Annotated in this window: 19 protein-coding genes; 8 read left to right on the forward strand and 11 right to left on the reverse strand. The window is 39.6% G+C overall.

Going from position 1 to position 26262, the window contains the following annotated elements:
• Positions 1-110 precede the first annotated feature (110 nt).
• From P2W73_RS03940 to P2W73_RS03965, 6 genes are all read right to left on the reverse strand, one after another.
• Entirely contained in the window at positions 111-1340 is a 1230-nt protein-coding gene (locus tag P2W73_RS03940) for a HipA domain-containing protein (RefSeq protein ID WP_276500682.1), read from the reverse strand.
• Positions 1337-1663: a HipA N-terminal domain-containing protein gene (locus P2W73_RS03945; RefSeq protein ID WP_276500683.1), complete on the reverse strand. Its 327-nt coding sequence runs from the start codon at positions 1661-1663 to the stop codon at positions 1337-1339. Before P2W73_RS03945 ends, P2W73_RS03940 begins: the two co-directional genes overlap by 4 nt.
• Positions 1663-1872 carry a helix-turn-helix transcriptional regulator gene (locus P2W73_RS03950; protein WP_276500684.1) on the reverse strand — a complete coding sequence of 70 codons (210 nt, stop codon included), beginning with the start codon at positions 1870-1872 and terminating at the stop codon, positions 1663-1665. Before P2W73_RS03950 ends, P2W73_RS03945 begins: the two co-directional genes overlap by 1 nt.
• A 149-nt stretch (positions 1873-2021) precedes the next feature.
• Positions 2022-2684 (reverse strand): hypothetical protein, encoded by a 663-nt coding sequence (locus tag P2W73_RS03955; protein ID WP_276500685.1) that lies wholly within the window; start codon positions 2682-2684, stop codon positions 2022-2024.
• Positions 2681-3733, reverse strand: a complete 1053-nt coding sequence (locus tag P2W73_RS03960) for a cyclic GMP-AMP synthase DncV-like nucleotidyltransferase (RefSeq protein WP_276500686.1) — start codon at positions 3731-3733, stop codon at positions 2681-2683. The genes P2W73_RS03955 and P2W73_RS03960 overlap by 4 nt, the downstream gene beginning before the upstream one ends.
• A gap of 2 nt (positions 3734-3735) precedes the next feature.
• The gene (locus P2W73_RS03965) at positions 3736-4743 is read right to left on the reverse strand and encodes a CBASS cGAMP-activated phospholipase (RefSeq protein ID WP_276500687.1); all 1008 of its coding nucleotides are present in this window, start codon (positions 4741-4743) and stop codon (positions 3736-3738) included.
• Positions 4744-4850: 107 nt separating this feature from the next.
• Here P2W73_RS03965 and P2W73_RS03970 point away from each other — a divergent pair, with 107 nt between their 5' ends.
• The 4 genes from P2W73_RS03970 to P2W73_RS03985 are packed head-to-tail and all read left to right on the forward strand — an operon-like array spanning position 4851 to position 7373.
• Positions 4851-5453, forward strand: a complete 603-nt coding sequence (locus tag P2W73_RS03970; RefSeq protein ID WP_276500688.1) for a hypothetical protein — start codon at positions 4851-4853, stop codon at positions 5451-5453.
• Positions 5454-5456: 3 nt separating this feature from the next.
• Entirely contained in the window at positions 5457-5858 is a 402-nt protein-coding gene (locus P2W73_RS03975) for a hypothetical protein (RefSeq protein WP_276500689.1), read from the forward strand.
• Entirely contained in the window at positions 5851-6615 is a 765-nt protein-coding gene (locus P2W73_RS03980) for an ImmA/IrrE family metallo-endopeptidase (protein ID WP_276500690.1), read from the forward strand. The genes P2W73_RS03975 and P2W73_RS03980 overlap by 8 nt, the downstream gene beginning before the upstream one ends.
• Positions 6616-6641: 26 nt before the next feature.
• Entirely contained in the window at positions 6642-7373 is a 732-nt protein-coding gene (locus P2W73_RS03985; RefSeq protein ID WP_276500691.1) for a hypothetical protein, read from the forward strand.
• 42 nt (positions 7374-7415) lie between these two features.
• Here P2W73_RS03985 and P2W73_RS03990 read toward each other — a convergent pair whose 3' ends face one another.
• The 5 genes from P2W73_RS03990 to P2W73_RS04010 all read right to left on the reverse strand — a co-directional run bounded on the left by P2W73_RS03990 (position 7416) and on the right by P2W73_RS04010 (position 14652).
• On the reverse strand, positions 7416-8264 hold the full coding sequence (locus P2W73_RS03990; protein ID WP_276500692.1) for a DUF7281 domain-containing protein: 849 nt from the start codon (positions 8262-8264) through the stop codon (positions 7416-7418).
• The gene (locus P2W73_RS03995) at positions 8261-11917 is read right to left on the reverse strand and encodes an ATP-binding protein (RefSeq protein WP_276500693.1); all 3657 of its coding nucleotides are present in this window, start codon (positions 11915-11917) and stop codon (positions 8261-8263) included. Before P2W73_RS03995 ends, P2W73_RS03990 begins: the two co-directional genes overlap by 4 nt.
• A complete protein-coding gene (locus P2W73_RS04000) occupies positions 11901-12485 on the reverse strand; it encodes a condensin complex protein MksE (protein ID WP_276500694.1) in 585 nt (194 codons plus the stop codon). Before P2W73_RS04000 ends, P2W73_RS03995 begins: the two co-directional genes overlap by 17 nt.
• 8 nt (positions 12486-12493) lie before the next feature.
• The gene (locus tag P2W73_RS04005; RefSeq protein ID WP_276500695.1) at positions 12494-13690 is read right to left on the reverse strand and encodes a hypothetical protein; all 1197 of its coding nucleotides are present in this window, start codon (positions 13688-13690) and stop codon (positions 12494-12496) included.
• Positions 13691-14100: 410 nt separating this feature from the next.
• Positions 14101-14652 (reverse strand): site-specific integrase, encoded by a 552-nt coding sequence (locus P2W73_RS04010; RefSeq protein WP_276500696.1) that lies wholly within the window; start codon positions 14650-14652, stop codon positions 14101-14103.
• 501 nt (positions 14653-15153) lie between these two features.
• Between P2W73_RS04010 and P2W73_RS04015 the strand changes: the two genes are divergently transcribed.
• The 4 genes from P2W73_RS04015 (at position 15154) to P2W73_RS04030 (ending at position 26197) form a co-directional block, all read left to right on the forward strand.
• Positions 15154-15456: a hypothetical protein gene (locus tag P2W73_RS04015; protein ID WP_439145486.1), complete on the forward strand. Its 303-nt coding sequence runs from the start codon at positions 15154-15156 to the stop codon at positions 15454-15456.
• 262 nt (positions 15457-15718) lie between these two features.
• Positions 15719-19807 carry a hybrid sensor histidine kinase/response regulator transcription factor gene (locus P2W73_RS04020; RefSeq protein WP_276500697.1) on the forward strand — a complete coding sequence of 1363 codons (4089 nt, stop codon included), beginning with the start codon at positions 15719-15721 and terminating at the stop codon, positions 19805-19807.
• Between the two features lie 356 nt (positions 19808-20163).
• Positions 20164-23019: a TIM-barrel domain-containing protein gene (locus P2W73_RS04025; RefSeq protein WP_276500698.1), complete on the forward strand. Its 2856-nt coding sequence runs from the start codon at positions 20164-20166 to the stop codon at positions 23017-23019.
• Positions 23020-23038: 19 nt separating this feature from the next.
• Positions 23039-26197, forward strand: coding sequence for a SusC/RagA family TonB-linked outer membrane protein (locus P2W73_RS04030; RefSeq protein ID WP_276500699.1), 3159 nt, complete (start codon positions 23039-23041; stop codon positions 26195-26197).
• Positions 26198-26262 lie beyond the last annotated feature (65 nt).

Raw genomic sequence — 26262 nt, forward strand, 5'->3', positions numbered from 1 at the left:
CAATTTGGCACTTTTCCAGTTCAAAAGCAATCCAACATCCCTATAATCCTTGGCCAGAGTTACATATGTCTAGTTTTCTTGTAATTTTCTTTTGAAACCATTTTTTCATCTTAAACAGATGGATATTCCAGGTTCACCATTTGGTCTCCTTCAATAATAGTAAAGGGGTCGTTTTCATGCCTATTCTTGAATTCGATAAAGGTATATTTGTTTTCCGCTTCCAATTTATCCATATCTGGGTTATGTTGAAAATATCCCACTTTTGCACTGCCATCCCGGAAGGTAAGTTTTGTCGGCGCATTTGTAGGTGCATATACACCCGGATATTCAGGATTGATCGCCGAAGCGATCATGTCTTTCGTCATTCCCATCCGTCGTAGTTTATCCTGATGTGCATTTAAATACTTTACTTTCACCTCCTCACTTAAAAATGACTGTTGGATCATATCCGTCACTTCGCCCCTGTGGGTTAGAAGCTGCGTTAAGATTCGCCCGGTTCGTATTGGCTGGATGCTGAGTTTTTCAGCCAGTTCGCGAAAGTTAGGCTGTCCAAAGAAACCATATTCGTTATAAAAATTACTGTCTATATCTCCCTTATACATATCAAGAGCCGTATCTGTTTCATTAGGTGTATGCAGTACGGTACACATTAGGTCGTAGGCAGGGGTTAAGGTATAATCACCCATATCCGTTTGAATCAGTGAAAAATTTTTCAAGTGTGCGTCGCCGTTGGAGAAGAGATAATTGAACAAAACTAGTCTGAAATAATTCTCCAGTGCAGGAGGGTAAGCAGCCACATGCTGCCGGATAAGTTGACCGATTTCCTCGTAAGTTCCTTCGTATTTGAAGTTTTCACCGCGGCTTTGCCGGCTGCGACCACTGATCTGCGCCATATCTTCCTGCAAATACTTGTTTCCATCCGGCTTCACATCAAAGCGGCGGGTGATATAAGCAGGCGTACCGTCTTTGAAATAAATGAGCGCATTGGCCGCGGTTTTGATGCCAAACACCTGCGAAGCAATCTGCATCGTCAGGTGCTCGTTTTCCGGAGCTTGGCCTGGTTCCACGATCAGTACGGTGGGAGGGATAGGCTTTAAGATATATTGACCGCCTTTCTCAACCAGCTTCAGTTCCTTCCCTTCCAGCCGGAGAGAGTATTTGAGCTGTACTCCCGAAATGGAAAGCCGTTTGGTTTTTTCCTGGTAGAGCGGGAGGTTATCCGCTTTCGGGGTATCAAAAGGCAGGACATGCGAAACCTTAGCGCCGTCAAACAGTTGTTTGCGGCAATTCAGGCAATAGCCTTCGATATCGGGTCTGTAGCATCCGGGGCACATGGTCATTCCGTTATTTCTTTTACAGTAATAGCGCCGATAGTATCGTCTCCTGCCGTTTTCAGCAGTCGGGTAAAATCATCTTCTTCGTCAATTTTCAAAAGGCGGCACTGGATGTCTTTATTGATCCCTTCAGCCAGCAGTCCCGTAAAAAAGGAAAAGAGAACAGGGCTTCCGTGTTCCGCCTTGGTCCGGGGAAGGGTCAGGCTGATAGAGGGCAAGGTCGGATCGGCGAGATAGCTTTTAGCGTAGGTGAAGCGGTAGTCATCCGGCGCCCTTTTTTCCAGGTAGCCAGCAAGAATTCCGTTGTTATAGACCTCCGCCTTTGCCATCAATTAGGTTTTTTGACTTGAAGCACCAATTCCATCCCTAACACCGTCGCCAGCTTCTCCAGCGTTTCCACAGAAGGGTTGCCGGTTCCGCTTTCAATGAGATGAATGGTCCGGCTTGTGATCCCGCTCATTTCCGCCAGATCTTCTTGCCGGAGATTCAGGAATTCTCTCCTAAATTTCAATGCTTTTCCCATTTCATCGATAGCCATCGGAAATATATTTCTGATTTCAGCAAAAATAAGAGAAAAATTCCTAAATGGAGGTAAAACAGGAAATATATTTCTGATTTTATTGAATGAGGAGTATTTCCCCAATCTTTTAGGTAAAACCAGAAATATAATTCTGGCAATGTTAAAAATTAAATCAGTTTGGCTGCTTTCGCTATGTTATAAGCATGGCTCATTATTATATCATCGCCGATACTTTTGAGTTTATCAAAAGCATCACGATGGCAATAGCGGAATTTCTCTTTTTGCCCGCAAAAACAGGTACTGGTCCGGCTCGGCCGCTCATGTGTTGCGATATAATTCATAAACTGTAAAGTGAGCTGAATGTCAGTACCGGTCTTTAGTTCATCAGAATAAAACTCATAAATCCCTCTAGCGCCGTGAGAATATTCACCGTTTACATAATAACCTTCCATCCGGCGATGAGTTTGGTTGAATAAATAGGGCAACACTTCTTCCCGTATATATTCCGTTAGCGTAATCCCTTTTTTACAGCGCAGTATTTCTTCGGGCTGCACCTTCACACAGCAGGAAAGTGTGTCTTCATAAACATGCCAGTCAGCGATCTTGGGGATTTTACCGGAGGTTTCAAAAAGCACGGGAAACTCATTCGGGAAATTTTCCGAACAATGAATTTCTATACCATAATCTTCCCAATGCTTTCCTTCTTTATCCACGACAGGCAAAGTTCCCTTTAAGATTTTTTCATCGCCTGCAACGGCTATCGATAAAGAAGGAAATGCAGCAGTAACTACTTCCAGTTGATTAACAAATTGCTCATATCCCTTACTCATAATTCAATTCCCCATGGTCTGGATGAGTATGCGCCCGCTGCCAGTGCTGATGTGGAAGCAGTAGATACTCTGGGTTGTGATGGAGCAAAGTGACAGGGGAACCGATCACCCAAACTTTTTTGCCAATATTTACAAGCCTTTTGCGGGTCAGTTTCCAACAGCGTTTGCTTAGCGTTTTCCACGAATTGTCCCAGGTAATTCATAAAAACATCCTTGTTTTTATAGGACGCAAGTAAATCTTCGCCTACCGGCGTGGTTGGCCGCTCGCACGTAAACGATTTCTTTAACGCAGCATGTATTAACACCAGGGTTTCTTTCAGGGCAATATCATCTCGCTCATGTTCATAGTAATTATTGGCAGCAAGTATGGTCATGATCAGGCCGCAGGGCATCTCTTCTCTTCTCAGATCGCCCCATGCTTTCAGGTAGCGTACAATGCGGCGCAACTGGACGTCTTGTTTTCGGATATCCGTAAGCCACCGCTCGTATTTATCATACATTGCTGCTTCATACAGAAAGGCTTTTTGAAATCCTGAGCGTGTTTTTTCTTCAAACCAGGCAATGAATTCAACAGGGTTACTGAGTATCCATTTTTTTACCTTGTCCGCCAGGTCGGGGCATTCTTTATTGTCTGCATAATAGATGGGCAGGTCAATATGAAATCCACTTTTGTATAACACCCGCACACAGGTGGATTTATCAATCACCTTCTCCACGTCGTCATAATTTGATCCGATTGCTTCGACGACCATTTTATGAAAGACGGCCGGCTCCGGTCTTTTTTCACGAGATAATCTCCCGATAAAATAGATGCCGTCATCTAAGTCATAGTCATTATGCACCGGCGTGATAATGGTGTCCATGACAAACGAACCCTGGCTTTGGAATTCGAGGCTGTCATAAGGTTTGATGATACCTGCAAATTGTTCATGCCGGTTCTGAACTCTTGTACGAAGATTGTTCCTTACAAGAATAAGCTCTCCTCTTTTCGGATCAGAGAGCCGGATAATTTTGTTGTATTCACTGAATACGTTGTGAAGATTTGCCATTGCTATTGAATTTTATATTGTTTTTGATATTTAAAAAATGCCTCGATTGCGGGATCTTTTTTGGTCAGCAGACCACGATCATTTCCTTTCCCACTTATAAATTGGATAGCTTTCTTACTGGCACAATCCAGCCTGACAAGATGTTGCTGTTCGGCGGAAATTTGTTCGGATGGGATTCTTTCATACCGGATTTTTATATCATTCATTTCGCACAGTTTGTTCATAAAATAATCCGTGAAGTGGCTCTGGCCGATAAGCGATGTGTCAAACAGGTCATTTCTCCAATTGATAAAAGAACGCTGCCTTTTCAGGCCAATTGGTTTGCCAGCAGTATTATTCAGGCTGCTGACAGAAAGTATTTCGACTGACGAAAACTCCTTGTCTTTGCCAACGAAATAAGTCAGAGCTTCAATCACACCGACGAGGGTGGGATTATTGGCCCAGACACCACCATCAATGAACTGTTTATGGTTGTAAGCTGGAATCTCGCAGAGCGGGAAATAAGTAGGCGCGGCAGAGGTTGCCAAGGCCACATCCACCAGTAAGGTGTTGTTATCTCTGTCCAGTTTACCATGATCCCGCTTGAATACCCAGGGCCGGGCATCGGTCAGTGAATAGGACGGAACGCAGATCAGGTTATGCAGGTCGGCTATTGTTTTCTTTTCAAAAACGACCTGTAATACTTCTTTCAGGAGCTTATCCGAATACTTACCCCTCCACAGGGTCTGACGGATTATACCTCCAAGCCGGGTGCTTTTGGGAAATATCTTGTCCCCCTGTTCTACATAAATCTTGCTGATATCCTTTGCTGGCATTCTCAGGGCAAGGCAGAGTGCAATCAACCCTCCGGTGGAAGTGCCACATATCATGTCAAAATAGTCCGACAGGGATCCAAACCGTTGTTCCAGGTGTTCCAGTATAGTGGAGGAGTAAAGTCCCTTAATCCCACCACCATCCACGGAAAGAATCTTAAATGCCTTATTTTCAGTGTCGTGTAAATTTTTATCCATTTGTTGCTACTTTTGATCAGGAAACCATCCCTTCTATAAAGCACATTAACCGAATCCCGGAAAAAGTTCCCCATTGGGGTAAAAAAATTTTTTCCGGTTAATAAATAGTGGAAAGAGGAAAACATTTAGAACGCAACCTGAAGAAGCTCGAATCTGTTTCAGAAACAGATTGGGTTAGTGCTTTAAAGATGTGCAAAAGGCATGTAATTACCCGGTTGCGGAAACGAACACTTTTTGGCGCCCATACCGAAGAAAGACTGGGAATGGAACCGGTGGACTATTACGTGAGTTTTGCCTATGATGCCATATTGGATGGCTATTGGGAGTGGAAGGATGGGCGGACGCTGGGACAGCAAATGGTCCGGATTGCTGAGAATCGCATCGGTAAAGAGGTGGAGAAATACAAGGTGGAACATAATGGCCAGTTTGCCATGGCTGGGGACGACATAGATGAATTCTTTTATTCTGAGGACCCGCCACCGGGCGAGCCTACACTGGTACAGGAAGCGGTGTTCAGTAAAAAAATTACCATCATTGAAGAAGTGGTTAAAGGAGATGAAAATCTGGAAATGTTTTGGGAATGTGTGAAAGATGGCATGAAGCGGGATGCCATCGCAGTGTTTATGGAAAAGCAGCCGAAACAAATTGACAAGCTGCGGGAGAAACTGATCAATAAAATTAAAAGCTCTCCTCATTTTCAACTCGGATAACGTATGCAAAAAACAAATGCAGAAATATTACATCATTTCTACAGTTTGCTATTGGAAATGAATTTTCGTGAGGAGAATGAAGCGCCGACGGCGGATGACTTTGCAGATCCCTTTATACAAAAGCATCTTCGTCAAATAAAGCTTAAAATAGCAAAGAATAAGGCTGAACTGAAGAGAAGTACTTACCAATCCATTCTTCAGGAAATTGACCGTTTAAGAAAGATTGGGACAGACGAGCTAAAGAAATTATTAACGCCAAAAGAAGTTTTACAATTACAACCCCTGTTTAGCAAGTTTGAATCCTTGAGTAAAAAGGACCAAGAGTCCATTGCAGAAGACCAGGAATTGCTGCAGCTTATTAGTGCTTTGAAGGATAAGCTCGATAAATCCAATCCCGATGAGTAATCCCGTACACGCAGCCGTTACTCTTTTGAATGAACTCGGTTGGTCAGATCCCTCCGATATGACAATGGAGGACATTGCCTGGGCCAAAGGGTTAATTGTCAGGTACAGTGAAATGGATGGATCGCAAGGAAGGATTTTGATGACTAAGGATGAGGCTATCATTACAATTAATAGCGCTATCACTTACCAGCCTAAAATTAATTACATTATTGCGCATGAAATCGGTCATTCACAGTTGCATCGGCAGCTTTCACTCTTTAATGATAGTGATAAAACCTTGTCTGAATGGTATGCGCAAGGTCGCCACGAAAACGAAGCAAATACATTTGCCGCAGAGTTATTAATGCCCCGTGATTTGTTTGTTAGGAAAGTCAAGAAAAAAAAGCTCGAAGTGCAGCTCATTGAAGGAGTGGCCGAATATTTCAAGGCATCCAAGACAGCAGCATTTCTTCGGTATCGCGATTTGGGAGATTTTCCAGTAATGATCATTTTTATTGAAGATGGAATTATAAAATGGAAAAGTTGTTCGGAAGACTTTCCATACAAATGGCTGACTATAGGAAGCAAATTGCCTGCCTATACAGTAGCTGGTGACTGTTATTACAGGCAGGTTGAGGAAAAAAAGCCTGCAAAGGTGGATGCGCTTGAATGGTTTCCTGAAGACTATGCCTGCCAAAGAGCCGAAAGAGCAAAATTATGGGAGCAATGTTTTCCCAGCACAAAGGACAGTATTGTAACCTGTCTTTGGACTGCGTAAATAAACTGAATTTATTTAATTAACGTATGAATAAAATGGTTATTACCAGGAAGCACAAAAAGGAATTTGAACTTCACATGCTCCGCAAATTCATATCGCATGAATCTCATGGTCTGAGAGTTAAAACAATTGACGAAGGAGAAACACCGGATTTTATCATACGTGAGCTCACAAAAAGTATAAGCATTGAATTAACCCGGCTTATTCTGCCTGATTTAATGAAAGAGGAACAATTTCAGGAAAAGCTGGTTAATCTTGCCTGGAAAAAGTTCAAGTCCAAGTACCCGGACAAATTGCAGGTTCTCGTAAACTTTTCGAATGAAGTGATCAGATGCTCAGCCAATGAAATCGATATGTATGTGGATCAGTTATTGAAAATAGTTGAGCCCCTGTTTTTGGCCAACAGGAAATTTGAGTTCCATCTTACTTCGGTGGGAAGGGGAAGGAGGTTCAATAAATTCGTAGACTCCATCTCTATTGGGAATAATCTGGATCTTGATAACTGGCAGCCCTTCGGAGCCTTCCGGGTAAACCAGGTAGATCAGCAGTGGGTTCGGGATGTAGTAAAGTCAAAGGAAGACAAGATTTCCCAATACTCCGAAAAGTGTGAAGAAAACTGGCTTTTACTCCTCGCCAATTTCGGCCATGAATCATCTACTCACGAGTATGATTATATGGTATTGAACGATTTTCAATCCGCCTTTGATCGCATCTATCTTTATAAATACATGGATAATTCTTATGCAAGGATTTTATGACAATGGGGAAGCGGTAATTGAAATGGCGTAGGTGAAAATTTTTCATTTCGCATATATTTCTTGTTCCAATCCTTTCTTGTATTTCTCAATCAGGTCCAGTAAGAAGAGGACACTTTCCTCCTTAACCGTATTTCTGTCAAATTGAATGGTTTGTTTGTTATAGTTCTCGCGATTGCCTTTTGCAGCAAGTATTTTCTCAATGTCTGGAGGCACAAAGAAACTCGCTTTTTCATGCAAATATTTCTTAAACTCATTGACGTAAATATTAAGCCCTGCAAAGTCAAAGTCCCCAAAATGTAAATAGCCGTTGGGAATTTTTTGCAACCACCTCACTAAATCTTTGCTCTGCGGATACCGCGAAACGAAAAGCGGTTGAATTTTATCAAAGAGTTTACTATGCTTTTGAATATGCCGGAAGTTCTCAGGATTTTCTATCCCAACGATTGTGATGTCATAACAAGGGAGGAAGTTTTCAAAATCATATATGAATGTAAAAACTCCTTCTTGTGGTTGAATAATGATTTGTTTGCTGTTTAATATGCATTCAACAGGATGATAACTGTTGACCAAAAAACCTTTAAAGGTTCTTATGCTCTTAACCTTCGAGTTTGAGGAAATATCAACAGCCTCCGAACGGCTTAGATCTGTCCGTTGCAACCCGGCAATATAGTTCTCCAGGTTGTCTATCCCGAAGTGATTTTGAAGATAAGCGATAAGCTTATTCCTGTCTGTGAGATAGACCAGCGTTTTGCTTCTTCCTTGAATTTGTTTCTTTAGAATCCCGTTTTCGATCATTGAATCAAAAATGACATGCTTCAATTTGCTGAATGGAATTTTCTCTCCAGTCTGCATCAAAATAAGCTTTTCTGCTATGGAGACGGGTAGCTTCATGATTCTGAATATTGTGTGAGGATTCGTTTAACTCTTGTGATGCTTTTCTCGTCTTTGCTTAATTTATAAATGTGATCAAAAGCAAGTGCATCATTTTCTATTGGTGAGCCGCTTATCAGGCGAATGTTCCTGTCTCTGGCAAATTGCAAAATGCCTCTCACATTGTTCGGGTGAAGTTTGCCAATCTCATCCATCATGCAATGCAATTGAAAATCTTTAAACTTTTTTGATGCTCCTTCTTTGAAAACATTCAGCAGCATGATATTCAACATCGCTTTTACCAATACATCCGTTCCGTCTGAACCAACATTTGCAAGCTTTTCAACCCAACCTGAATCATTATCATTCTCAATAATCCGGAACTTCAGTTCAAACGAATCGGAAAGCAAAATGAAATCCCGTTTCAACTCGCCTATTTTCTTTGCGAATTGCTTCAGCAAATCAACTGCATCCTTATTTTTCTTTTCCTGATTTTCTCCCGAAAACAAGTTGGCCTGGCCTAACTCCATTACATTGTCGTCATTGTAGTTTTTGATCATGAGGAGCAACTGTACTATTTCATTTTTGCTGTCGTCAACTTTCAATTCAATTTTCTTGATTACTCCTGCAAAATTCTTTTTGTCAAAGTCGTCATTGATTTTCACGATTACTTTTTGAATCTCCCCCGAATTTGAAACCAGGCTGGTTGTTTGTGTCGCAATAGTTGAAACAATTAAGGCAAATCTTTCATTGACTTCTTTTTCTATCCTGTCAATTTTCTTTTCCTCAATAAAGTCGGATAGCATCAATGCAAAATAGAGGAATGATTTATCATCTGTCAATTGTTTTTTGAACTTGAAAACATTATCGTCATTAAACTTTCCTAAGAAGTCGGTGGTGGTTGATCTTAAATCATCCTTTTTCGTTCTTAGTTTCTGATTTTCTAAATCATTGATCTCGTCAATTAAAATCTTTACTCGCTTGCCTGTTTCGTTTTCATCGGCTATACTGGAAAAATACTCTTGAATAGTTTTGAAGAATGAAAGCTCCTTGAAATTGCTGAAAGCTTCGTTATCTTCTTTAATTAAGTCCAAATCTTTCTGTAAGCTCCTAATCATTTCCAGAACTACTTCCAGCTCCTTGTCAATATTTTCTTTTTGTTGTTTGTATTTCTGTTCTTCTTGTTCTAGTTGCTTTTCAAATTTGTGCTTCTCGTTTTTAAACTCATCAACTCTATCAAGATAATCTCTCTTATCCTTTTTGTAATCTGAAACAGTGTCTCGGTTATCCTCTATGAATTGAAGTTCGGCGCTAATCGTTTCCAGCTTTTTATCAATCTCTGCCAATCGCTGCGTGTCTGCGCCCTTCTTTGAAAACTCTGTTTGCTTTTGAGATAGTATTTCTTCTTTCCTCTTGGAAGATGCGTCGCTTTCTATTTTTATTTCTGCTTCAATATTTATTAGAAGCTCTTTAACTCTTTGTTCTTCGTTTTTAATCTTCTTATCTCTTTCTGCTTCTTTTCCTTTGATTGATTTTGTTAAGTCGCCTTCAAATCTGGCCACTTCATCTTTCGCTTGCAACTCTGATGTTGTAGCTTCTCCAATAGCCAACTCATATTTTTCAAGTTGAAGTTTCTTTTCGATTTCTGCCTTTTGGGAAAGTTCGTTTCGATTTACTGTTGCTTTATCTTTCTTGGTTTGGTTTTGACCAATTAAATATTCATTTTCCTTTATAGAATCTTTCCTCTCCCTGATTTTTGGCTGATATTTTCTTTTCAGATTTTCTTTATCCCTTTCAAGTTTCTGAGTGAGTTCAGAAATCCCTTTACTGATGTTTTCAATCTTTTCTTTCAGCCCATCTTTTTCTCTTTCGTAATCAGCAACGGTCTTTACAGTTTTGATAATTTCATTAAGGTCAATTTCAACTCCGTAAAAATTGCCGGTCTTGCCGATCAATTTTGGCGAGAGGGAAGTGTGGAACAGAACATTCTTTTCGTCAATCACTTTACCGATTGTGGTTTCCCAACCAGGATAGTGTTCGGTAAGCCACCCATACAATGAACTCTTACTATTTTCAATGTAGGTTTCAATTTCAGAAATCTTGGCATTTGCTTCAGCAATTTGTCCGTCTAACTTTTCTTTCTCTCTCTCAACTGTTTTCTGCAATTCCTTTTCATCAAGTTCCCAATTTTTCTGAATAGTGTCAATTTCCCTTTTTGAATGTTCATTTTGTGAAGACAGTTCCCTCACCGCATTTCCGAATGTTTTTATTTCTGAATCCAGCTTAGTGATTTCTTCTTCAAAGAATCTTTTGTGCTTTATTCCTTCCCTTTCAATCTCCAACTTTTTTGTGTTCCTTTTTCTCTCCTCCCAAACTTCCCTTGCGTTTTCTATTTCTTTTTGATACCCTGCTCGCAAATCAGTTATTTGCTTGTCAAAACTCTTTCTTATTTCGGTTTGATACCTATTGAAATCAGAATTGATTTTGTTCCTCTCAGCTTCTTGAGCATTGATAAATTCTTTCAGTTGGTTTCCCAACTGGTCAAGCATCGCTTGATACTTTTGTGCTAATTCTTTGAACTGTGTTGTAAGTAGTTCCTTTTCATCAAGCAGCCTTTTCTGTTCTCTCTCATGTGTTGCTTTCTTTTCAACTCTTTCAATGATCTGAGCGATTTTTTTCTGCTGATATTCTTCTGTGAGCCGTTTTGTCGTTTTTAACTTGTCGTCATAGACACTTATTTCACTTAAAAGTTTTTTCTCTTTTGATTTGAATGTCTCCGTTAGTTTTGCCAGCTTAGTTTTCAAAACATCTTCATGATCTTTCTGCTTCTCTAATCGATTTGTAAGGTCCGGCTCCTCCTGTTCATTCTTGTTTACAGCCCAGGCCAACTGTTTTGCAAGCTGAATTTTTTCTCTTTCCAGATTCTTAATGACAATGTAAAGTTTGGAGATAGATTCTGCCTGTGCTGTTGCACTTGGCGTTTTGAATTTTCTTATGTCAGAAAGTTGTGCTTCAAATCCAGTTAAGTGGTGAGCATGTTGTTTCAAATCAATACTAAAATCATTATCCAAAGACATGATAATTGTTTGCTTGATGAACTCAGCTTCCATTTTTGAATTGAGAAAGACATTCTGAATTGTTTTCGGGATATATTGATAATCCTTGCTTTCAAGAATTGAGTATCGCTTCAGTTCGGTTTTTTTTCCATCATGATTTCCAAAAAGGATGTCTCTGTATTCTTTATGCTCCTCAATCTTTCTCTTAGTGTAGAATACCTTATTTTGGTCAAGCCGCTCTGCAATGCCATCCCAACTGTCAGAAACATTCCCATTTTCACTTACGAAATACTTTCTGTTGTATTCTCCGTCAAAAAATCTGAAACAAACTTTGTGTTGCGACTTGTAAGAAACTACGCAAAACTTACTTTCATCACGAATCACTTCATAAATTATGTATGCATTTGAATCTTTGAAATAGTAATCAGTGTAAGATGTTTTCTGTTTCGGTATTCCTAAACCAAAGGTGTCGGCATTGTAAAAGAACAGAATAGCCCTCAGCAATGTGCTTTTGCCCACACCTTGTGTTCCTATAAAATGAACATTGCCGTCAAGATTTATTTCAGCATAACGTATTCGTGCACTATTGATGAATATAACTTTATTCAGGTATCTCATGTTGAACTTCCTCGGGAATATTAATATTGTTTATGAGCTCCTCAAGGTATTTGAAGGATGAAAGCACCTTGTATGATTTCAGGATTTCATTTTCTATTTCTGCAAAGCCGTCTTTACAAAGCGCTTCAACTATTTTAGTTACCACTTCGGGATAAGGAGTTTTCTCATCTATTTTGAGAATACCTTTTAATCCATCTGCTTTATTTTTCAGAACTGCCTCAACACTTATTTTAACTGCAATTTCGTGAGGTGAAAAACTGTATCCCGAACCAAAAGTATTATCAAATGCTTTGAAGAAGTCGACAATATCAATCCACTTGCAAGCGGTTTCTAATTTTCTTTCAAGGTCAGCTTTTGATTCATCCTTTCGGGAGAAGTAATAAAACTCGTCGCCCTTTTCAAGAATAAAATTGATTGAATTGAAGTAATCGTAAAGTGTTTCAAAATTTTCGCTTTCGTCAAGAATTTCAAAAAGTTTGGAGATGCGAATGTCAGAACTATTGGAACAAATGAATTGCCCCTTATTTAATAGCTCAAAAATTTCTCCTGTTTGTCTTGGAACATTCATGTTGACCTTTATTTTGGATAAACTAAAGCGTATTCAATCTTGCCTTGTCTTTCAAATCGTTCTGATACCTCAAACTCGTTTTCAAATACTGAAATCACTTGACAGTAAATTGTAACTCTCTCAGCAAAGGAGACCTCTCTCGGAAAGCCGTATTCTAAAATGTAGTCAAACAGATGTTTACCTGATGTAACAAACCCCTTTTTGACTTCATGTAAATTGATATGAATTTCCTTTTCTGATTCAGTTTTCAATTCATCTTCTGAAAGATTTTCTGCAAAGAGTTTTTTAGGATTTATCCCTGATTTGTACTTAGAGTTGATTTTTTTGATTAGTTGATAAACATCATCTTTCTGCAAAGTTTCCAGGGAAAGTTTTAAAGAATATGACGGTTTGGCTTCAAAAGCAAGTAAATGGGTGTTTGACAAGACTTCAATGATATTTGTTTTATGTTTGATTTCAAACTGGTCTCTCAGGTATTTTAACTGCCTCAATTTCCCGATAAATTTGCTTTGGTATTTTATCTGGTTTATGTATTCAATGATTTGCTTTCGGGTTTCAATCAGATTTTGTCTTGATTCGGTTAGCTCCAAAATCAAATCGGTTTTAATATGTTTCAGTTCTTCGTCAGTTGCAGTTTTGAAAAAAGTCAGTTCATCCTCATTCAGTAATTTTTCAGTCTGCACAATCATTTGCTGAATGGCTTCTAATTTCGACTTGTAATTTTCAAGTTTGGAAAGTTTGATTTTGTAGTTCGGTTCAGTTTTGAAAGCGTTTTCAATATTTCGGTTCAAATCAACAATGTTCCTCATTGTTATTCTTCCAATTTTTCGCAATACAGATTTCACAGCCTTCAGATATCGGAATCTTTCACTGTCGCTTGATGCTTGCAGATAATAAAGCATGTACTCATCTTTTACCTGCTTGATGTTTTCATTAATGTAGGAGGTATTGATTTCTTCATTGACTTCCAGAATATTTTCAAAGAATTTTAGAAACTGGTCGTCAAGTTCAAGTAGATTTCCGTTCTGCCGGATAATGTTTTTGTTAAGTAAGAGTTTAATGACATCCTCGTTGCCCTCCATCAAGTCGAGTGCGTACTCATACTTGTATGTAAGCGATTTCCGCTTTTCAAACATCTCAGCTAAAAGTTTGTGCCCCCGGCTAAGAGTATTTAGTAATTCTCGTATGGAATTGAAATGATTCATTCGCTAGATACAGAATTCTGAGATTGCCAGGGATTTGTAAGCGATTTTTTCCGCTATTCGTCGTTTCCCCAACCCCTTCACTAACTTATACACGTCAACTTTATTTTCACCTGGCCCGGAAATGTTCCGATGCATGTTAGTGAAATTTTAGACAATTATTTTATCTCTAAGCACACAAGCTGTGTACAAAATATTGTTTTTAATTAGAATTGTGGTACTTTCATTGAAGGTATTTATTCGGACATTTTGAAAATTACTGGCTTTTAAGTATTTGATAAACAACAAATTACAAGGATAAAACCGGCGCCGTCCGGTCCGCAGAAATGGTTGCCTAAAACCCGCTCTGGTAGCGGGTTTTACTTTTTCGGGTCTATCTGCGGGTCTATCATTTGATAGACCCGGGTTTCCACTTATAAACCGGGCTGATTTTCCCACAGTTTTTTGATCATGCGAGCCTTTTTAATATGGTCTACTTTGATGTATTTTTTGAAGGCTTTTTCCGTATTATGGCCGCTTACCGCCATGATCAAATCACTGGGTGTGCCGGCAAGGTATTTAAAATTTTCCATGCTGACCTTCGGGAGCCGCATGTCGTATTTGTCAATCAGGATGTGCTTTGTATCTTCTCTTAAAGGAACAACAACGGGATTGCCTGTCTTGTACTGCCTTACATGAAGCATTCCATCTTGCAGATGATCTAAGTTTAATATTGAATAATCACTAAAACGAAATCCTGTCAGGCAACCTACGATAAAAATATCCCTGTATTTAACTAACCATGGATTTTCGGATAGTTCGAGCCGGTATATTTTGGAAAGTTCTCTCCAATTCAGAAAAACGCTCTCCACATCTTCCTCCAGGCACATGAAACAAGTTAGGTCGATATAAGGAATGATTTTTTTCCGAATTCTGTCTTTGATAAAAATTTTTAATTGTTTGATAGTTTTTCCAACAGTGTTCATTCGAAGACCTTTTACAATCTTTGCCCGTGACATGTTTGTCTTCTCAAGGAAATATTAAAAATTAGCAAAACCTTCTTTTTACAAATTGCATCATAAAAGGATATATTGATCGAATGGATGATGAAGGAAACACAAATGAGAAAAAACAATAAATCCAACTGGAATAGAAAAACCCGGAGAATTTCCAGAAACCCGCTTACGACGATGTGCAACAACTTGAAACTGGGATCACAGAAAAATTACGGAAGGCTGAAGACATGGTGACCTATGCACTAAAGCAAAAAGACACTTGTCCAATAAAGTTTTTAAAAGAGAACTTCCATTTACAAACTAATTGGAAACTTGAACAAATGTCTGACCCAGCAAAGTGTTTGGATATTTATTGGAATATCGATGATTATGTAGAAAGCAAAAGAAGTACTGTGAAGCATTGTACTATCAACGTCATAAATGCAATGAAAGCACACTTAAAAAGTTCCCATCACTTTTGATTCATTTGATATGAATTTTTATGAAGAATTTGTTAAGTACCTCACTTACGATATTATTCAACTAAGAAGAAAGGAAGTTATCAAAGGGCTGAAAGTAAACCGCGTTGGCAAAACTATTAAGCACCTGAAATCTTTCCTCAAAAACAGGATGCGGAAGAAGATTATTCCTTTTATGGATTTAGGAGTTTATAAAGTAATGGAGGAAGAAGTAGATACAGTCTATCTCACCTGGCAGGAATTATCACTGATCTATCATCTCGATCTTTCTTCAAATACGAATCTTGAAAAATACCGGGATCTGTGTAGCTACTAATTTCAGAAACTTTAAGTGTTTAACATCAATGTAAGCCAGTCCCGTAAAACAGCAGAACAAGAATACATCACGTACCTGGCTTAACCGGTCAATTTTAAATCATTTGGTTGCTAAGGCTTGAAGTTCTTCTTCAGTTCTGATAAGTTAACAATGGTGTAAATTGATACATTCATTTTTGTTAATTTTACTTAATATTTTATTGGCTTATGAAGCGGAATCTATGCTGCCAGGTGCAAAGTTTTCCCGAATTAAACTTGATTTGATGCGTTTTCTTATTTGGGTAGTTTTACTGTTACAGGCACTTTCTGTTTTTGCGCAAAGTGAACATTATAATTTTTACAAACTCGATAATAATACGGGGCTTTCAAATAACCAGGTCAATGCTATATTAAATGACCAGGATGGTTTCTTATGGTTTGGCACTATGTCGGGCCTGAACCGGTATGATGGATATTCCTGCAAGGTATTTCGTAAAAATTATAATGATAGTTCTTCGGTGCTGGATAATAGTATCCAGTCACTTTTTGAGCTTCCCGATGGAAAGATCTGGGTAATGACAATGGGAGGTGCCTGTATTTATAATTCTCGTATCGAAAAATTCGATGCTGACTATAATAGCTATTTACAATCTCTGGGTCTGCCTGCCGGTCCAATTAACAAAGTCGTAAAAGGAAACAACGGTAGATATTGGTTTCTTTACGACAATTTTGATCTATACTTATATTCAGGTACTGGCAAAAAAGCAAATTCTTCCAGGCTGAACCCCGTCTTCAATAGTTCTGAAAAAATTGCTGCCATAAAAGAAACAAAAGATGGAAAATTATGGCTCGTGTCTCAGAATGGATTTTTACAGGAGTATGATATAAATTCAAACAAGATCATTTTCTCCACTACCGTGATCCAAAATCTGAACAAAGAAAATAATCCATTTAACCTTTTTATAGATAATGATGGCGATGTGTGGGCGTGGGCCCTCAACAATGGAGTTTTTCTTTTTCAACCACGATATAATTCCTTCAAACAGTTTAATGCAAATTCATTTCCTTCCAGGCTTAATACGAACCTGGTAACCGGGGTCGTTCAGGATAACAATGGTTTGATTTGGGTGGCTACTGATCATGGCGGTGTAAACCTGATCAATAAAAAAAACAACTTCAGCATCAGCTATCTTCTCAATGACCCCAAGAATCCCCGGACGCTTAGCCAAAACAGCATAATAGGATTGTATAAAGATGATAACGGAATTATCTGGCTGGGAACCCATAAACACGGAGTTAATTATTCAAACAGCAACATTGTGCGGTTTCCGCTTTATCGTCACGAGGAATCGAATGCAGCGAGTCTTCCTTATGACGATATAAACAGGTTTGTTGAAGATAAATCCGGTAATCTCTGGATTGGGACCAATGGAGGGGGATTGATTTTTTTTGACAGGAAACGAAATACATTTAAACAGTACCTGCACGACCCGAACAATAAAACCAGCCTGAGCAATAACGTAATTGTAAGTTTATGTGTCGATCATGAGAATGTTCTCTGGATAGGAACCTTCTTTGGCGGCCTCAACAGCTTCGACGGTCAGCAATTCACACGCTACCGGCATAGTGACGGTGATTCTTCGAGCCTGGCGAATGATCATGTGTGGGAAATATTTGAAGACAGGGAGCAGAATTTGTGGATAGGTACGTTAGGCAGCGGGTTGGATATTTTTAACAGGGAAACAAACGGGTTTAAACATATTCAATATAAGGGAGCGTTGCAGGATCTAGGGCCTTTCAACTATATATCCTCCATTATGCAGGATAAAAAAGGGAATGTATGGGTTGGTACAAATGGCGGGATCGCCGTCTTTGAAAAGGGTAACACTACTACGGTTTTTTATCAAAGCTCAAAAGATAAAAATGATTTAAGCAATAATAATGTTACTTGTTTTTTTGAAGACAGCAAGGGAAGAATTTGGGTAGGTACCCGGGAGGGATTGAATTTGTTCAATGAGCAGGCAAAACAATTTCAGACATTCACCACATCCGATGGCCTTCCCGATGATATGATATTAAATATTCTTGAAGATAACCATCAGACATTTTGGATTTCCACACCCAACGGACTTTATAATGCCATTCCAAAACAAGACAAAGCTGGTCTTGTTTTTTCTGTAATTGGTTACAACGAGACGAATAATTTGCAGTACCGTGAATTCAATGACTTTGCAGCACTCAAAACCCGTGCGGGCGAACTGATCTTCGGAGGTCCTTCAGGGTTTAATATTATTAATCCTGATAACATTCAGAAACCTTTGTATCGCCCTAAAATTGTTTTCACCGGTTTGCAAATATTAGATAATACAGTTGAGCCGGGTGAATTGATCAATAAACGGGTTCTCCTGGAGCAATCTTTGTCACAACTTCAAAGTATTAAGTTGAAGTATAAAGAAAATGTTTTCTCCGTTGAATTTGCCTCCCTGGATTTTGGTAACAGTGCCAGCAATAAATACGCATACATGCTGGAAGGATTTAATTCAGACTGGTTATATGTAGATGGCACCCAGCGAAAAGTCACTTATACAAACCTGAATCCCGGCACTTATACGCTTAAGATAAAAGTATTAGGCATGGATGGTTTGTGGAGTGATATAAAAGCTTTGCGGATTGATATTGAGCCACCTTTTTGGCGAACCAGCATTGCATATATTATTTATGCGCTGATCTTCGCAGGATTGTTTTTGCTTGCCCGACGCATTACATTAGACAGAATTCACATGCGCTACGAAGTACAGCAAGCATATGCCCTGGAACGGCTAAAGACAAAGTTCTTTACTAATGTAAGTCATGAATTTCGCACGCCATTGAGCCTGATTATTGCTCCCTTAGATAAGATCATTAAACATACTGGGGATGAAGAACAAAAAAAGCAGTTAAATCTTGTTCAACGCAATGCCAAACGTTTATTAAGCCTGGTAAATCAACTGCTCGATTTCAGGAAGATGGAAGTGCAGGGGATAAAATTGCACCCTGCTATTGGTGACATTATCGGTTTTAGTAAAGATATCAGCGACTCCTTTACGGATATAGCCGAAAAGAAGAATATCCGGCTTTCATTCTCGTCTGACATTGACAGCCTTGAAATCTTTTTTGACAGGGATAAGATCGAAAAGATTTTATTCAACCTGCTATCCAATGCTTTTAAATACACACATGAAAATGGAACGGTGAGCATTCACCTGGCGTACAAACCCGCTGCAGATAATGAGGATGACGGAACGCTGGCCATAGAGGTAAAAGATACGGGGATTGGAATTCCGGCCGATCAGCATGAAAAGATTTTTGAACGGTTCTTTCAAACAGATGTTCCTCAAAACATGGTGAACCAGGGAACCGGTATTGGGCTGGCTATTACAAAAGAGTTTGTAAAGTTGCATAACGGCATCATCACTGTAAAAAGCGAACCAGAGCAGGGAACCTGTTTTACAGTTTTACTTCCGGCAAAAAAGATTTATGACACTTCGGTTCGAAATGTCACCAATCCGGTGCTGGTTGAAGATGCGGAGCAAATGATGACTGAGGAAAGCCAAAAGACCGGACGAAAAAAAACAATTCTGGTAGTAGAAGACAATGAAGATATCCGCTTCTATTTAAAAGATAACCTGAAAGGGCTGTATAAAGTAGAAGAAGCAACTAACGGAAAAGAAGGCTGGGAAAAAATTAAACAACTAAACCCCGACCTTGTAGTAAGCGACATTATGATGCCTTTGATGGATGGAGTTGAACTGGCCCGGAAAATTAAAACTGAAACGCTTACGGCGCATATCCCCGTCATCCTGCTTACGGCAATGGGAAGTGAGGAAAAACAATTAGAAGGTTTGAAGGCGGGTGTGAACGATTATATCACCAAGCCCTTCACTTTCGAAATTCTGGCTTCCCGCATCCGGAATTTACTGTCTCAGCAGGAATTGTTGCAAAAAAGGTTTCAAAAGCAAATTGAGGTAAATCCAGCGGAGGTAACTATAAACTCTGTTGATGAGAAATTCTTGAAACAGGCTTTGGACATTGTCGAAAAAAACATAGATAACGCTGCTTTTTCAGTGGAGGATTTCAGTCGTGACATGTTTATGAACCGTGCGACTTTATATAGAAAAATAGTGTCCCTGACCGGCAAGGCGCCAGCAGATTTTATTCGTTTAATCCGGTTGAAAAGGGGGGCACAGTTACTGGCGAAAAGCGGTATGTCGATCGCTGAAATTGCATACGAAGTAGGTTTCACCGACCCCAAATACTTCTCGAAAACGTTTAAAGAAGAATTCGGCGTACTGCCCTCAAAGTATGTTGCGGATAAGAAGGAGAACGATGTTTAAGGTCTCTCAGGTAGAACAAAGGGCTTATAACAACTAACAATACCTTGTTTGCATTTTTTGTAATTACCGGATGCACGAAAATGAGCTGTCATTGCAAATATGGCCAGCCAGGCTTATGAGAGGGAAGTGTCGCCAAAATGGCATATGTCGGCATTAAGCGTTATTGCAAAGTCCCTTTAGAAAAAAGCGGCTAAACAAAAAGGGAAATACACTTGAATGCTCTTTGCTTCTTTCAGCCTACACTGAAAATCACTTATTTGCACCGTGTACACCCCTAATCTGCACCCTCTGTCCTCCTGACTCAAGTGTTTCAGAGGTAGTTTTACAGCATTCTTTCAAGTGAAAGATTGCTTTATATGAAAAAACGACTGCTGCTGCTTTGCCTCCTGTTTGCCTGTGTTTTTAATGACTTATTGGCAGAACCACCATCGTACATTCAAACAAAAGACGGCGTTATTGTTTTTACTGACCCAGTTTTTACTGGTACTTCCAATGCTGTTAAACTTGAAGTGGTGTCAGATAATATTATAAGAGTAACTGCTGCACCCGGCAAAAAAATTGATTCTACTGAAAGTTTAGTCGTCGTCTACAATAAAAGGTCTGATATCATTTGGAATGTTATTCCTTCAAAAGATAGGCTGACTTTAAAAACAAAGACGCTTACTGCTATTATCCATCTCAAAACAGGAGCGGTTTCTTTTTGGGATACAAATGGCAAAAAAATAGTAGATGAAAAACCAATTGCAGGACGCAGTTTTCAGCCCGCCGTATTTGATGGTAAACGTTATTACAATCTTACGCAAACGTTTCAAACAACTTCTGATGATGCCTGGTATGGGCTCGGCCAGCACCAGGATGGGGTTTTGAATTATCGTGGTCAACAAGTCAGCTTCTTTCAGAACAACACAGAAGTGGCGATTCCATTCCTTGTCTCCAGTAAAAATTATGGCATCCTTTGGGACAATTATTCACTTACCAAAGTGGGTGATACAAGGCCACTTCATCCACTCTCTTCATTTCAGCTTTTTTCAAAAAATGGCGAAGCTGGTTGGCTTACGGCTTCTTATGCCAACGACAAACAAAAACCCCGGGACATCATTACTGAAAGAGCGGAAACAGCCATTGATATGGAGTTCCTGGGTGAATCAAAAATTAAACTACCCCAGGAGTTTAGGCCTGAAAACGGAATGGTAACATGGGAGGGCAGTCTTGCCAGCCATCTTTCAGGACTTCATCAGTTGCGGTTCGTGTTCGGCGGGTCGCTAAAAGTTTGGCTGGATGGAAAATTGGTATTGGATCACTGGCGAAAAGCATGGAACCCTGCGCCTGCATTGATCCCTTTCCATTTAAAAAAAGATGGAAAAACAACTATCAAAATTGAATGGATACCTGAAGGCGGCGAATCCTATATTTCTTTGAAATGGCAGGAACCGTTGAGTGATGAACAACTGAACAGCTTTAGTTTTTCATCAGAAGCCGGCCAGCAGGTTGATTACTATTTTATCTATGGTAATAACATGGATGAAGTGATCTCGGGTTACAGAACGCTGACAGGCAAAGCGCCGATTGTTCCAAAATGGGCATTGGGTTTTTGGCAAAGCCGTGAGCGATATAAAACGCAGCATGAAATTCTTGCTACTGTGGACGAGTTCAGAAAAAGAAAAATTCCAATAGACAATATAGTCCTGGACTGGAGCTATTGGAAAGAAGCAGAATGGGGCAACCAGGATTTTGATGAAACACGTTTTCCTTCTCCGGATAGCATGATCGATGTATTGCACAAAAAATACAATACGCAGATCATGATCTCGGTGTGGCCAAAATTTTATGAGGGAATTTCAGCATACAATGAATTTGATAAAAAAGGATGGCTCTATAAAAAGAACATTGCAGACCGCCAGAGAGACTGGATCGGCAAAGGTTATGTCTCCACTTTTTACGATGCCTTTAATGAAAATGCGAGAAAAGGTTTCTGGGATCTGATCAGCAAAAAAATATACAGCAAGGGGATTGATGCCTGGTGGATGGATGCAAGTGAGCCGGATATTCTTTCCAATGTAGATCCGGAAAAAAGAAAGCTTCAAATGTCGCCAACTGCATTAGGCAGTGCAGCGGAATATTTGAATGCTTATCCATTACAAAATGCAAAAGGAATTTATGAAGGTCAGCGATCTATCGATCCCGATAAAAGAGTTTTTCTTTTGACACGTTCAGGCTTTGCCGGTTCGCAACGTTATGCTGCTGCAATATGGAGTGGTGATATTGGTTCTACCTGGCAAGACATGAAGAATCAAATTTCTGCCGGAGTAAACTTCTCCATGTCAGGCCTTCCTTATTGGACAATGGATATCGGAGGCTTTGTGGTTCCTGAAAAATTTGAAAGACCCGATGCTGAAAGTTTGAAAGAATGGAGAGAGCTGAACACCCGCTGGTACCAGTTTGGTGCATTTGTTCCTTTGTTCCGTTCGCATGGACAATTCCCTTACCGGGAAATATTCAACATCGCGACCGATGATCATGCCGCCTACAAAAGTTTTCTTTACTATAATAAACTGAGGTATCGGTTACTTCCTTATATCTATTCACTGGCCGGTGCAGCCTATCATGATAATTCTACCATCATGCGGGGACTGGCAATGGACTTTGCAAAGGATACAGCAGTGTTGAACATTGCAGATCAATACATGTTCGGCCCTTCCTTGCTGATCAATCCTGTTTGCGAATACAAAAAGACAAGCCGTGAAGTGTATCTGCCAAAGTCTGCAGGATGGTATGATCTCTATTCAGGCAAATGGTACAAAGGGGGACAAAGAATTATCGCTGATGCTCCGTATGAACGTATGCCTGTTTTTGTAAAAGCAGGTTCCATCATTCCTTTTGGCCCCGATTTACAATACACATCCGAAAAACCGGCTGATACCATCACCCTGAATATTTATTCCGGCGCTGATGCTTCATTCAATTTATATGAAGATGAAGGAACAAATTATAATTATGAAAAAGGCGCTTTTTCTGTCATTCCAATAAAATATAACGAAGCAACAAAAGCAATTACGATTGGTGATCGAAAAGGATCATTCAATGGTATGCTGGAAAACAGAACTTTTCGGATCAATATCATCACGTCAGGTAAAACAAAGCGATTAGATTTTAATGCAAACTGTGACAAAGAAATTTCCTACCACGGAAAGAAACTGCTTATAAAAATTTAGTTAAGTCAAACATTTAAACATGAAATCAACCAAAACGATTCGCTTGCGATTATTGCTACTATGGAGTATTATGCCGGTATTCCTTATCTGCACAAACACTTTCGCACAAACAACAAAAATTAGCGGTACAGTTATCAATCAACGTACTTCCGCCCCGGCATCGGGAGCAACGATTACCGTAAAAAACACCAATCGCTCTACAACTGTTGGTGACGATGGCAAGTTTAGCATCGAAGCATCAAAAGGAGATGTACTGATTATTACAATGGTCGGTTTTCAGAAAACCCAGGTTGTAGTTAAAAGCAGTACAATTGAAATTAAGCTTACAGAAAATGCTGTACAACTGGATGACGTGGTTGTGATTGGCTATGGTAAATCGAAGCGGAAAGATCTTACCGGCGGTATATCCTCTGTTTCCGGTGCCGAGCTCCGCAAAACATCACCTACAACATTCGACCAGGCTTTGCAGGGAAAAGTGGCGGGTGTAGTGGTGCAGCAGATTTCCGGGCAACCCGGTGGCGGTGTATCTATTCAAGTACACGGTGTATCTTCCATCAGTGGCTCTAATTCGCCATTGTATGTTATTGACGGTGTTATTATTCCGCCAACAAACGATCCTGGAAATGGCGCAAACCCACTCAACGCCATTAACCCTTCCGAAATTGAATCTATCGACGTATTAAAGGATGCTTCTGCCACTGCCATTTATGGCTCGCAGGCAACCAATGGCGTTATAGTAATTACTACTAAAAGAGGCAGCGTAGCACCTCCTCAGATATCGTATGACGGATATTATGGGTATCAGAAGCTACCTAAAAAGCTTCCAACTGTTAATTTGCAACAGCTTGCGTCATTCATTAACGACAGAGCAGCTGTGTGGACTTTTGATGAAAGGCCTGAATTTGCCAACCCAAAATATTTGGGCACAGGCACCGATTGGCAAAATGAATTGTTCCGCACTGCACCCATGCAAAATCATTCGCTTGCAATAAACGGCGGTGATGCCAGAACTCAATACTTATTTTCCCTGGGATATTTTGACCAGGATGGTATTGCGCTTGGCTCCAGATTTAAGCGATATTCTGTTCGGTTGAATTTGGACAATAAAACAACCATTTGGCTAAAAATAGGTACAAGCCTTCAATTAGCGAATGTTGTTGAAAATGTAAATAGCTCCAGTGCAGGGGTTATTAGCAGTGCTTTATGGTTAACCCCTGATATTCCTGTAAAAAATGTTGATGGTACCTGGGGGGGCGTTACTAATAATTCCGGATGGGTGCAGCCCGTGGTAAACCCGGTTGCTATGGCGCTTATTAATAAAAATATGAATTACCGGTATCAGATATTTGGTAATGCCTATGCCGAAATAAACTTTACTAAAGAGTTATCGTTGAGAAACGAGGTTTCCGGCAATTTTGATTTTTTTTCAAATGAAGGCTTTCGGCCTCAAACTACTTTTGGAAAATACACTACTCCTGATCCAACTATATCTTCGTATAGCTCCGGACAAAATATTTATACCATCATACGAAATTATCTTACCTATAATAAATCTTTTGGTAAGAACAATCTAAACGTATTATTAGGACACGAGAGTAATATGAGTAAATCGGCAAATGTTTTTGCCAGCCGGTCAGATTTCCCTTCTGGTAATGTGCAATCTATTTCCAGCGGCGATCCTTCTACTGCAAGAAATAATGGTGGTTATGGTGATGGTGCCTCAGAATCTTATTTTGGACGTATTAACTTTAATTGGGTAGATAAATACTTGTTTACATTTAACCTGCGTAACGATGGTTCCGATAAATTTCCAACGGATAAAAGATGGGCAGCTTCCACTTCCGGTGCATTTGCCTGGAAAATAAACAACGAGAAGTTTTTGCAAAATGTAAAACCCATTAATGAATTAAAGTTGCGCCTTGGCTATGGTTTAACCAATAATCAGAATATTCCTGCTAACACCTATGTTACACAGCTTAGTACGATTGCTAATGGTTTGTCTGGTACAGCACAGTGGCAATCCAATTTGCCCAATCCCAATGTAAAATGGGAACAAACGAAAAATGGCAATATTGGATTAGATGGTGCATTCTTTAACTGGAGGTTAAATTTTTCAATAGATGTTTACGATCGTAAGACCGATGGGCTATTATTAAAAGTACCACTTCCAGCGTATTCCGGTACTACTGCCGCGTGGTCGCCAGGCGCCATGCAGGCCCCTTATGTAAATGTTGGCTCTATGAGCAATAAAGGAATTGACATCAGGGTGGGAACGACCAATATCAGAAACAAAAATTTCTCATGGAAAACTGATATCACCGTATCGCGTAATATTAATAAAGTAGTGTATTTAGGGTCTGGCGGCGACGATGCCAGCCTTGTTTCGAGAAACTCAAAAACTGTGGTAGGCAGGTCTATTGGGTCATTTTACGGTTACATTTATGATGGTGTTTTTGCTACTGCCGATGATTTTAAAAACCATGCTTTGCCAGCCGACCAATCAGGAAATCCCCGTCCAATTGCAAATGCAGGTGGTGGTATATGGTATGGCGACCGTATGTTTAAAGACTTAAATGGCGATGGCATTATTGATACAAGAGACCAAACCTTTTTAGGTTCACCACTTCCCAGATTCCAGTTTGGGTTCAATAACTCATTTAATTATAAAGGCTTTGATTTGAACATTTTCTTTAGTGGAAACGTTGGCAACAAAGTGTATAATCAATTGCCGGTTAACCAAACGAACCCTTTAAATAATACCAACTATTTTACAGGGATATTAAACTACGCTAAAACTGATTTAATTGACCATGCTGGTGACAGGAATGATGTAAATAATGTATATGTTACCAACCCCAATACTACCATTGTAAGCCTGCGAAATGACAATACAAATGAAAATGGGCGCTTTTCAAATTTGTTTTTAGAAGACGCTTCATTTATCCGTTGTAAAAACATTACCATAGGATACAATTTGCCTCAAAATATATTGGCGAAAGCGCATATCTATTCTCTTAGGGTATATGCTAATGTATCCAACGCATTTACAATCACAAAATACACAGGTATGGATCCTGAAGTTGGTTCCTGGAATCCATTGGAGGCTGGTTATGATGGGGGGTATTATCCTCAGTCGAGGGTATTCACTTTTGGTGTAAATGTTAAATTAACAAAGTAAAAAAAACGATTAATTTTTTATGAAATGAGCCATAAAAAGGATTTGCCAACTCATAATGAATATTT

Source organism: Terrimonas pollutisoli (assembly GCF_029360765.1).
Taxonomy (GTDB): Bacteria; Bacteroidota; Bacteroidia; order Chitinophagales; family Chitinophagaceae; genus Terrimonas_B; species Terrimonas_B pollutisoli.

What these genes read in the sequence shown, in the direction of transcription:
- P2W73_RS03990 (WP_276500692.1), bottom strand. Translation starts at nt 8,264, where the DNA reads ATGAAGCTACCCGTCTCCATAGCAGAAAAGCTTATTTTGATGCAGACT.
- P2W73_RS03980 (WP_276500690.1), top strand. Translation starts at nt 5,851, where the DNA reads ATGAGTAATCCCGTACACGCAGCCGTTACTCTTTTGAATGAACTCGGT.
- P2W73_RS03940 (WP_276500682.1), bottom strand. Translation starts at nt 1,340, where the DNA reads ATGACCATGTGCCCCGGATGCTACAGACCCGATATCGAAGGCTATTGC.
- P2W73_RS03995 (WP_276500693.1), bottom strand. Translation starts at nt 11,917, where the DNA reads ATGAGATACCTGAATAAAGTTATATTCATCAATAGTGCACGAATACGT.
- P2W73_RS04000 (WP_276500694.1), bottom strand. Translation starts at nt 12,485, where the DNA reads ATGAATGTTCCAAGACAAACAGGAGAAATTTTTGAGCTATTAAATAAG.
- P2W73_RS04030 (WP_276500699.1), top strand. Translation starts at nt 23,039, where the DNA reads ATGAAATCAACCAAAACGATTCGCTTGCGATTATTGCTACTATGGAGT.
- P2W73_RS03985 (WP_276500691.1), top strand. Translation starts at nt 6,642, where the DNA reads ATGAATAAAATGGTTATTACCAGGAAGCACAAAAAGGAATTTGAACTT.
- P2W73_RS04005 (WP_276500695.1), bottom strand. Translation starts at nt 13,690, where the DNA reads ATGAATCATTTCAATTCCATACGAGAATTACTAAATACTCTTAGCCGG.
- P2W73_RS04015 (WP_439145486.1), top strand. Translation starts at nt 15,154, where the DNA reads ATGAATTTTTATGAAGAATTTGTTAAGTACCTCACTTACGATATTATT.
- P2W73_RS04025 (WP_276500698.1), top strand. Translation starts at nt 20,164, where the DNA reads ATGAAAAAACGACTGCTGCTGCTTTGCCTCCTGTTTGCCTGTGTTTTT.
- P2W73_RS03955 (WP_276500685.1), bottom strand. Translation starts at nt 2,684, where the DNA reads ATGAGTAAGGGATATGAGCAATTTGTTAATCAACTGGAAGTAGTTACT.
- P2W73_RS03975 (WP_276500689.1), top strand. Translation starts at nt 5,457, where the DNA reads ATGCAAAAAACAAATGCAGAAATATTACATCATTTCTACAGTTTGCTA.
- P2W73_RS03945 (WP_276500683.1), bottom strand. Translation starts at nt 1,663, where the DNA reads ATGGCAAAGGCGGAGGTCTATAACAACGGAATTCTTGCTGGCTACCTG.
- P2W73_RS03960 (WP_276500686.1), bottom strand. Translation starts at nt 3,733, where the DNA reads ATGGCAAATCTTCACAACGTATTCAGTGAATACAACAAAATTATCCGG.
- P2W73_RS03965 (WP_276500687.1), bottom strand. Translation starts at nt 4,743, where the DNA reads ATGGATAAAAATTTACACGACACTGAAAATAAGGCATTTAAGATTCTT.
- P2W73_RS04020 (WP_276500697.1), top strand. Translation starts at nt 15,719, where the DNA reads ATGCGTTTTCTTATTTGGGTAGTTTTACTGTTACAGGCACTTTCTGTT.
- P2W73_RS04010 (WP_276500696.1), bottom strand. Translation starts at nt 14,652, where the DNA reads ATGAACACTGTTGGAAAAACTATCAAACAATTAAAAATTTTTATCAAA.
- P2W73_RS03950 (WP_276500684.1), bottom strand. Translation starts at nt 1,872, where the DNA reads ATGGCTATCGATGAAATGGGAAAAGCATTGAAATTTAGGAGAGAATTC.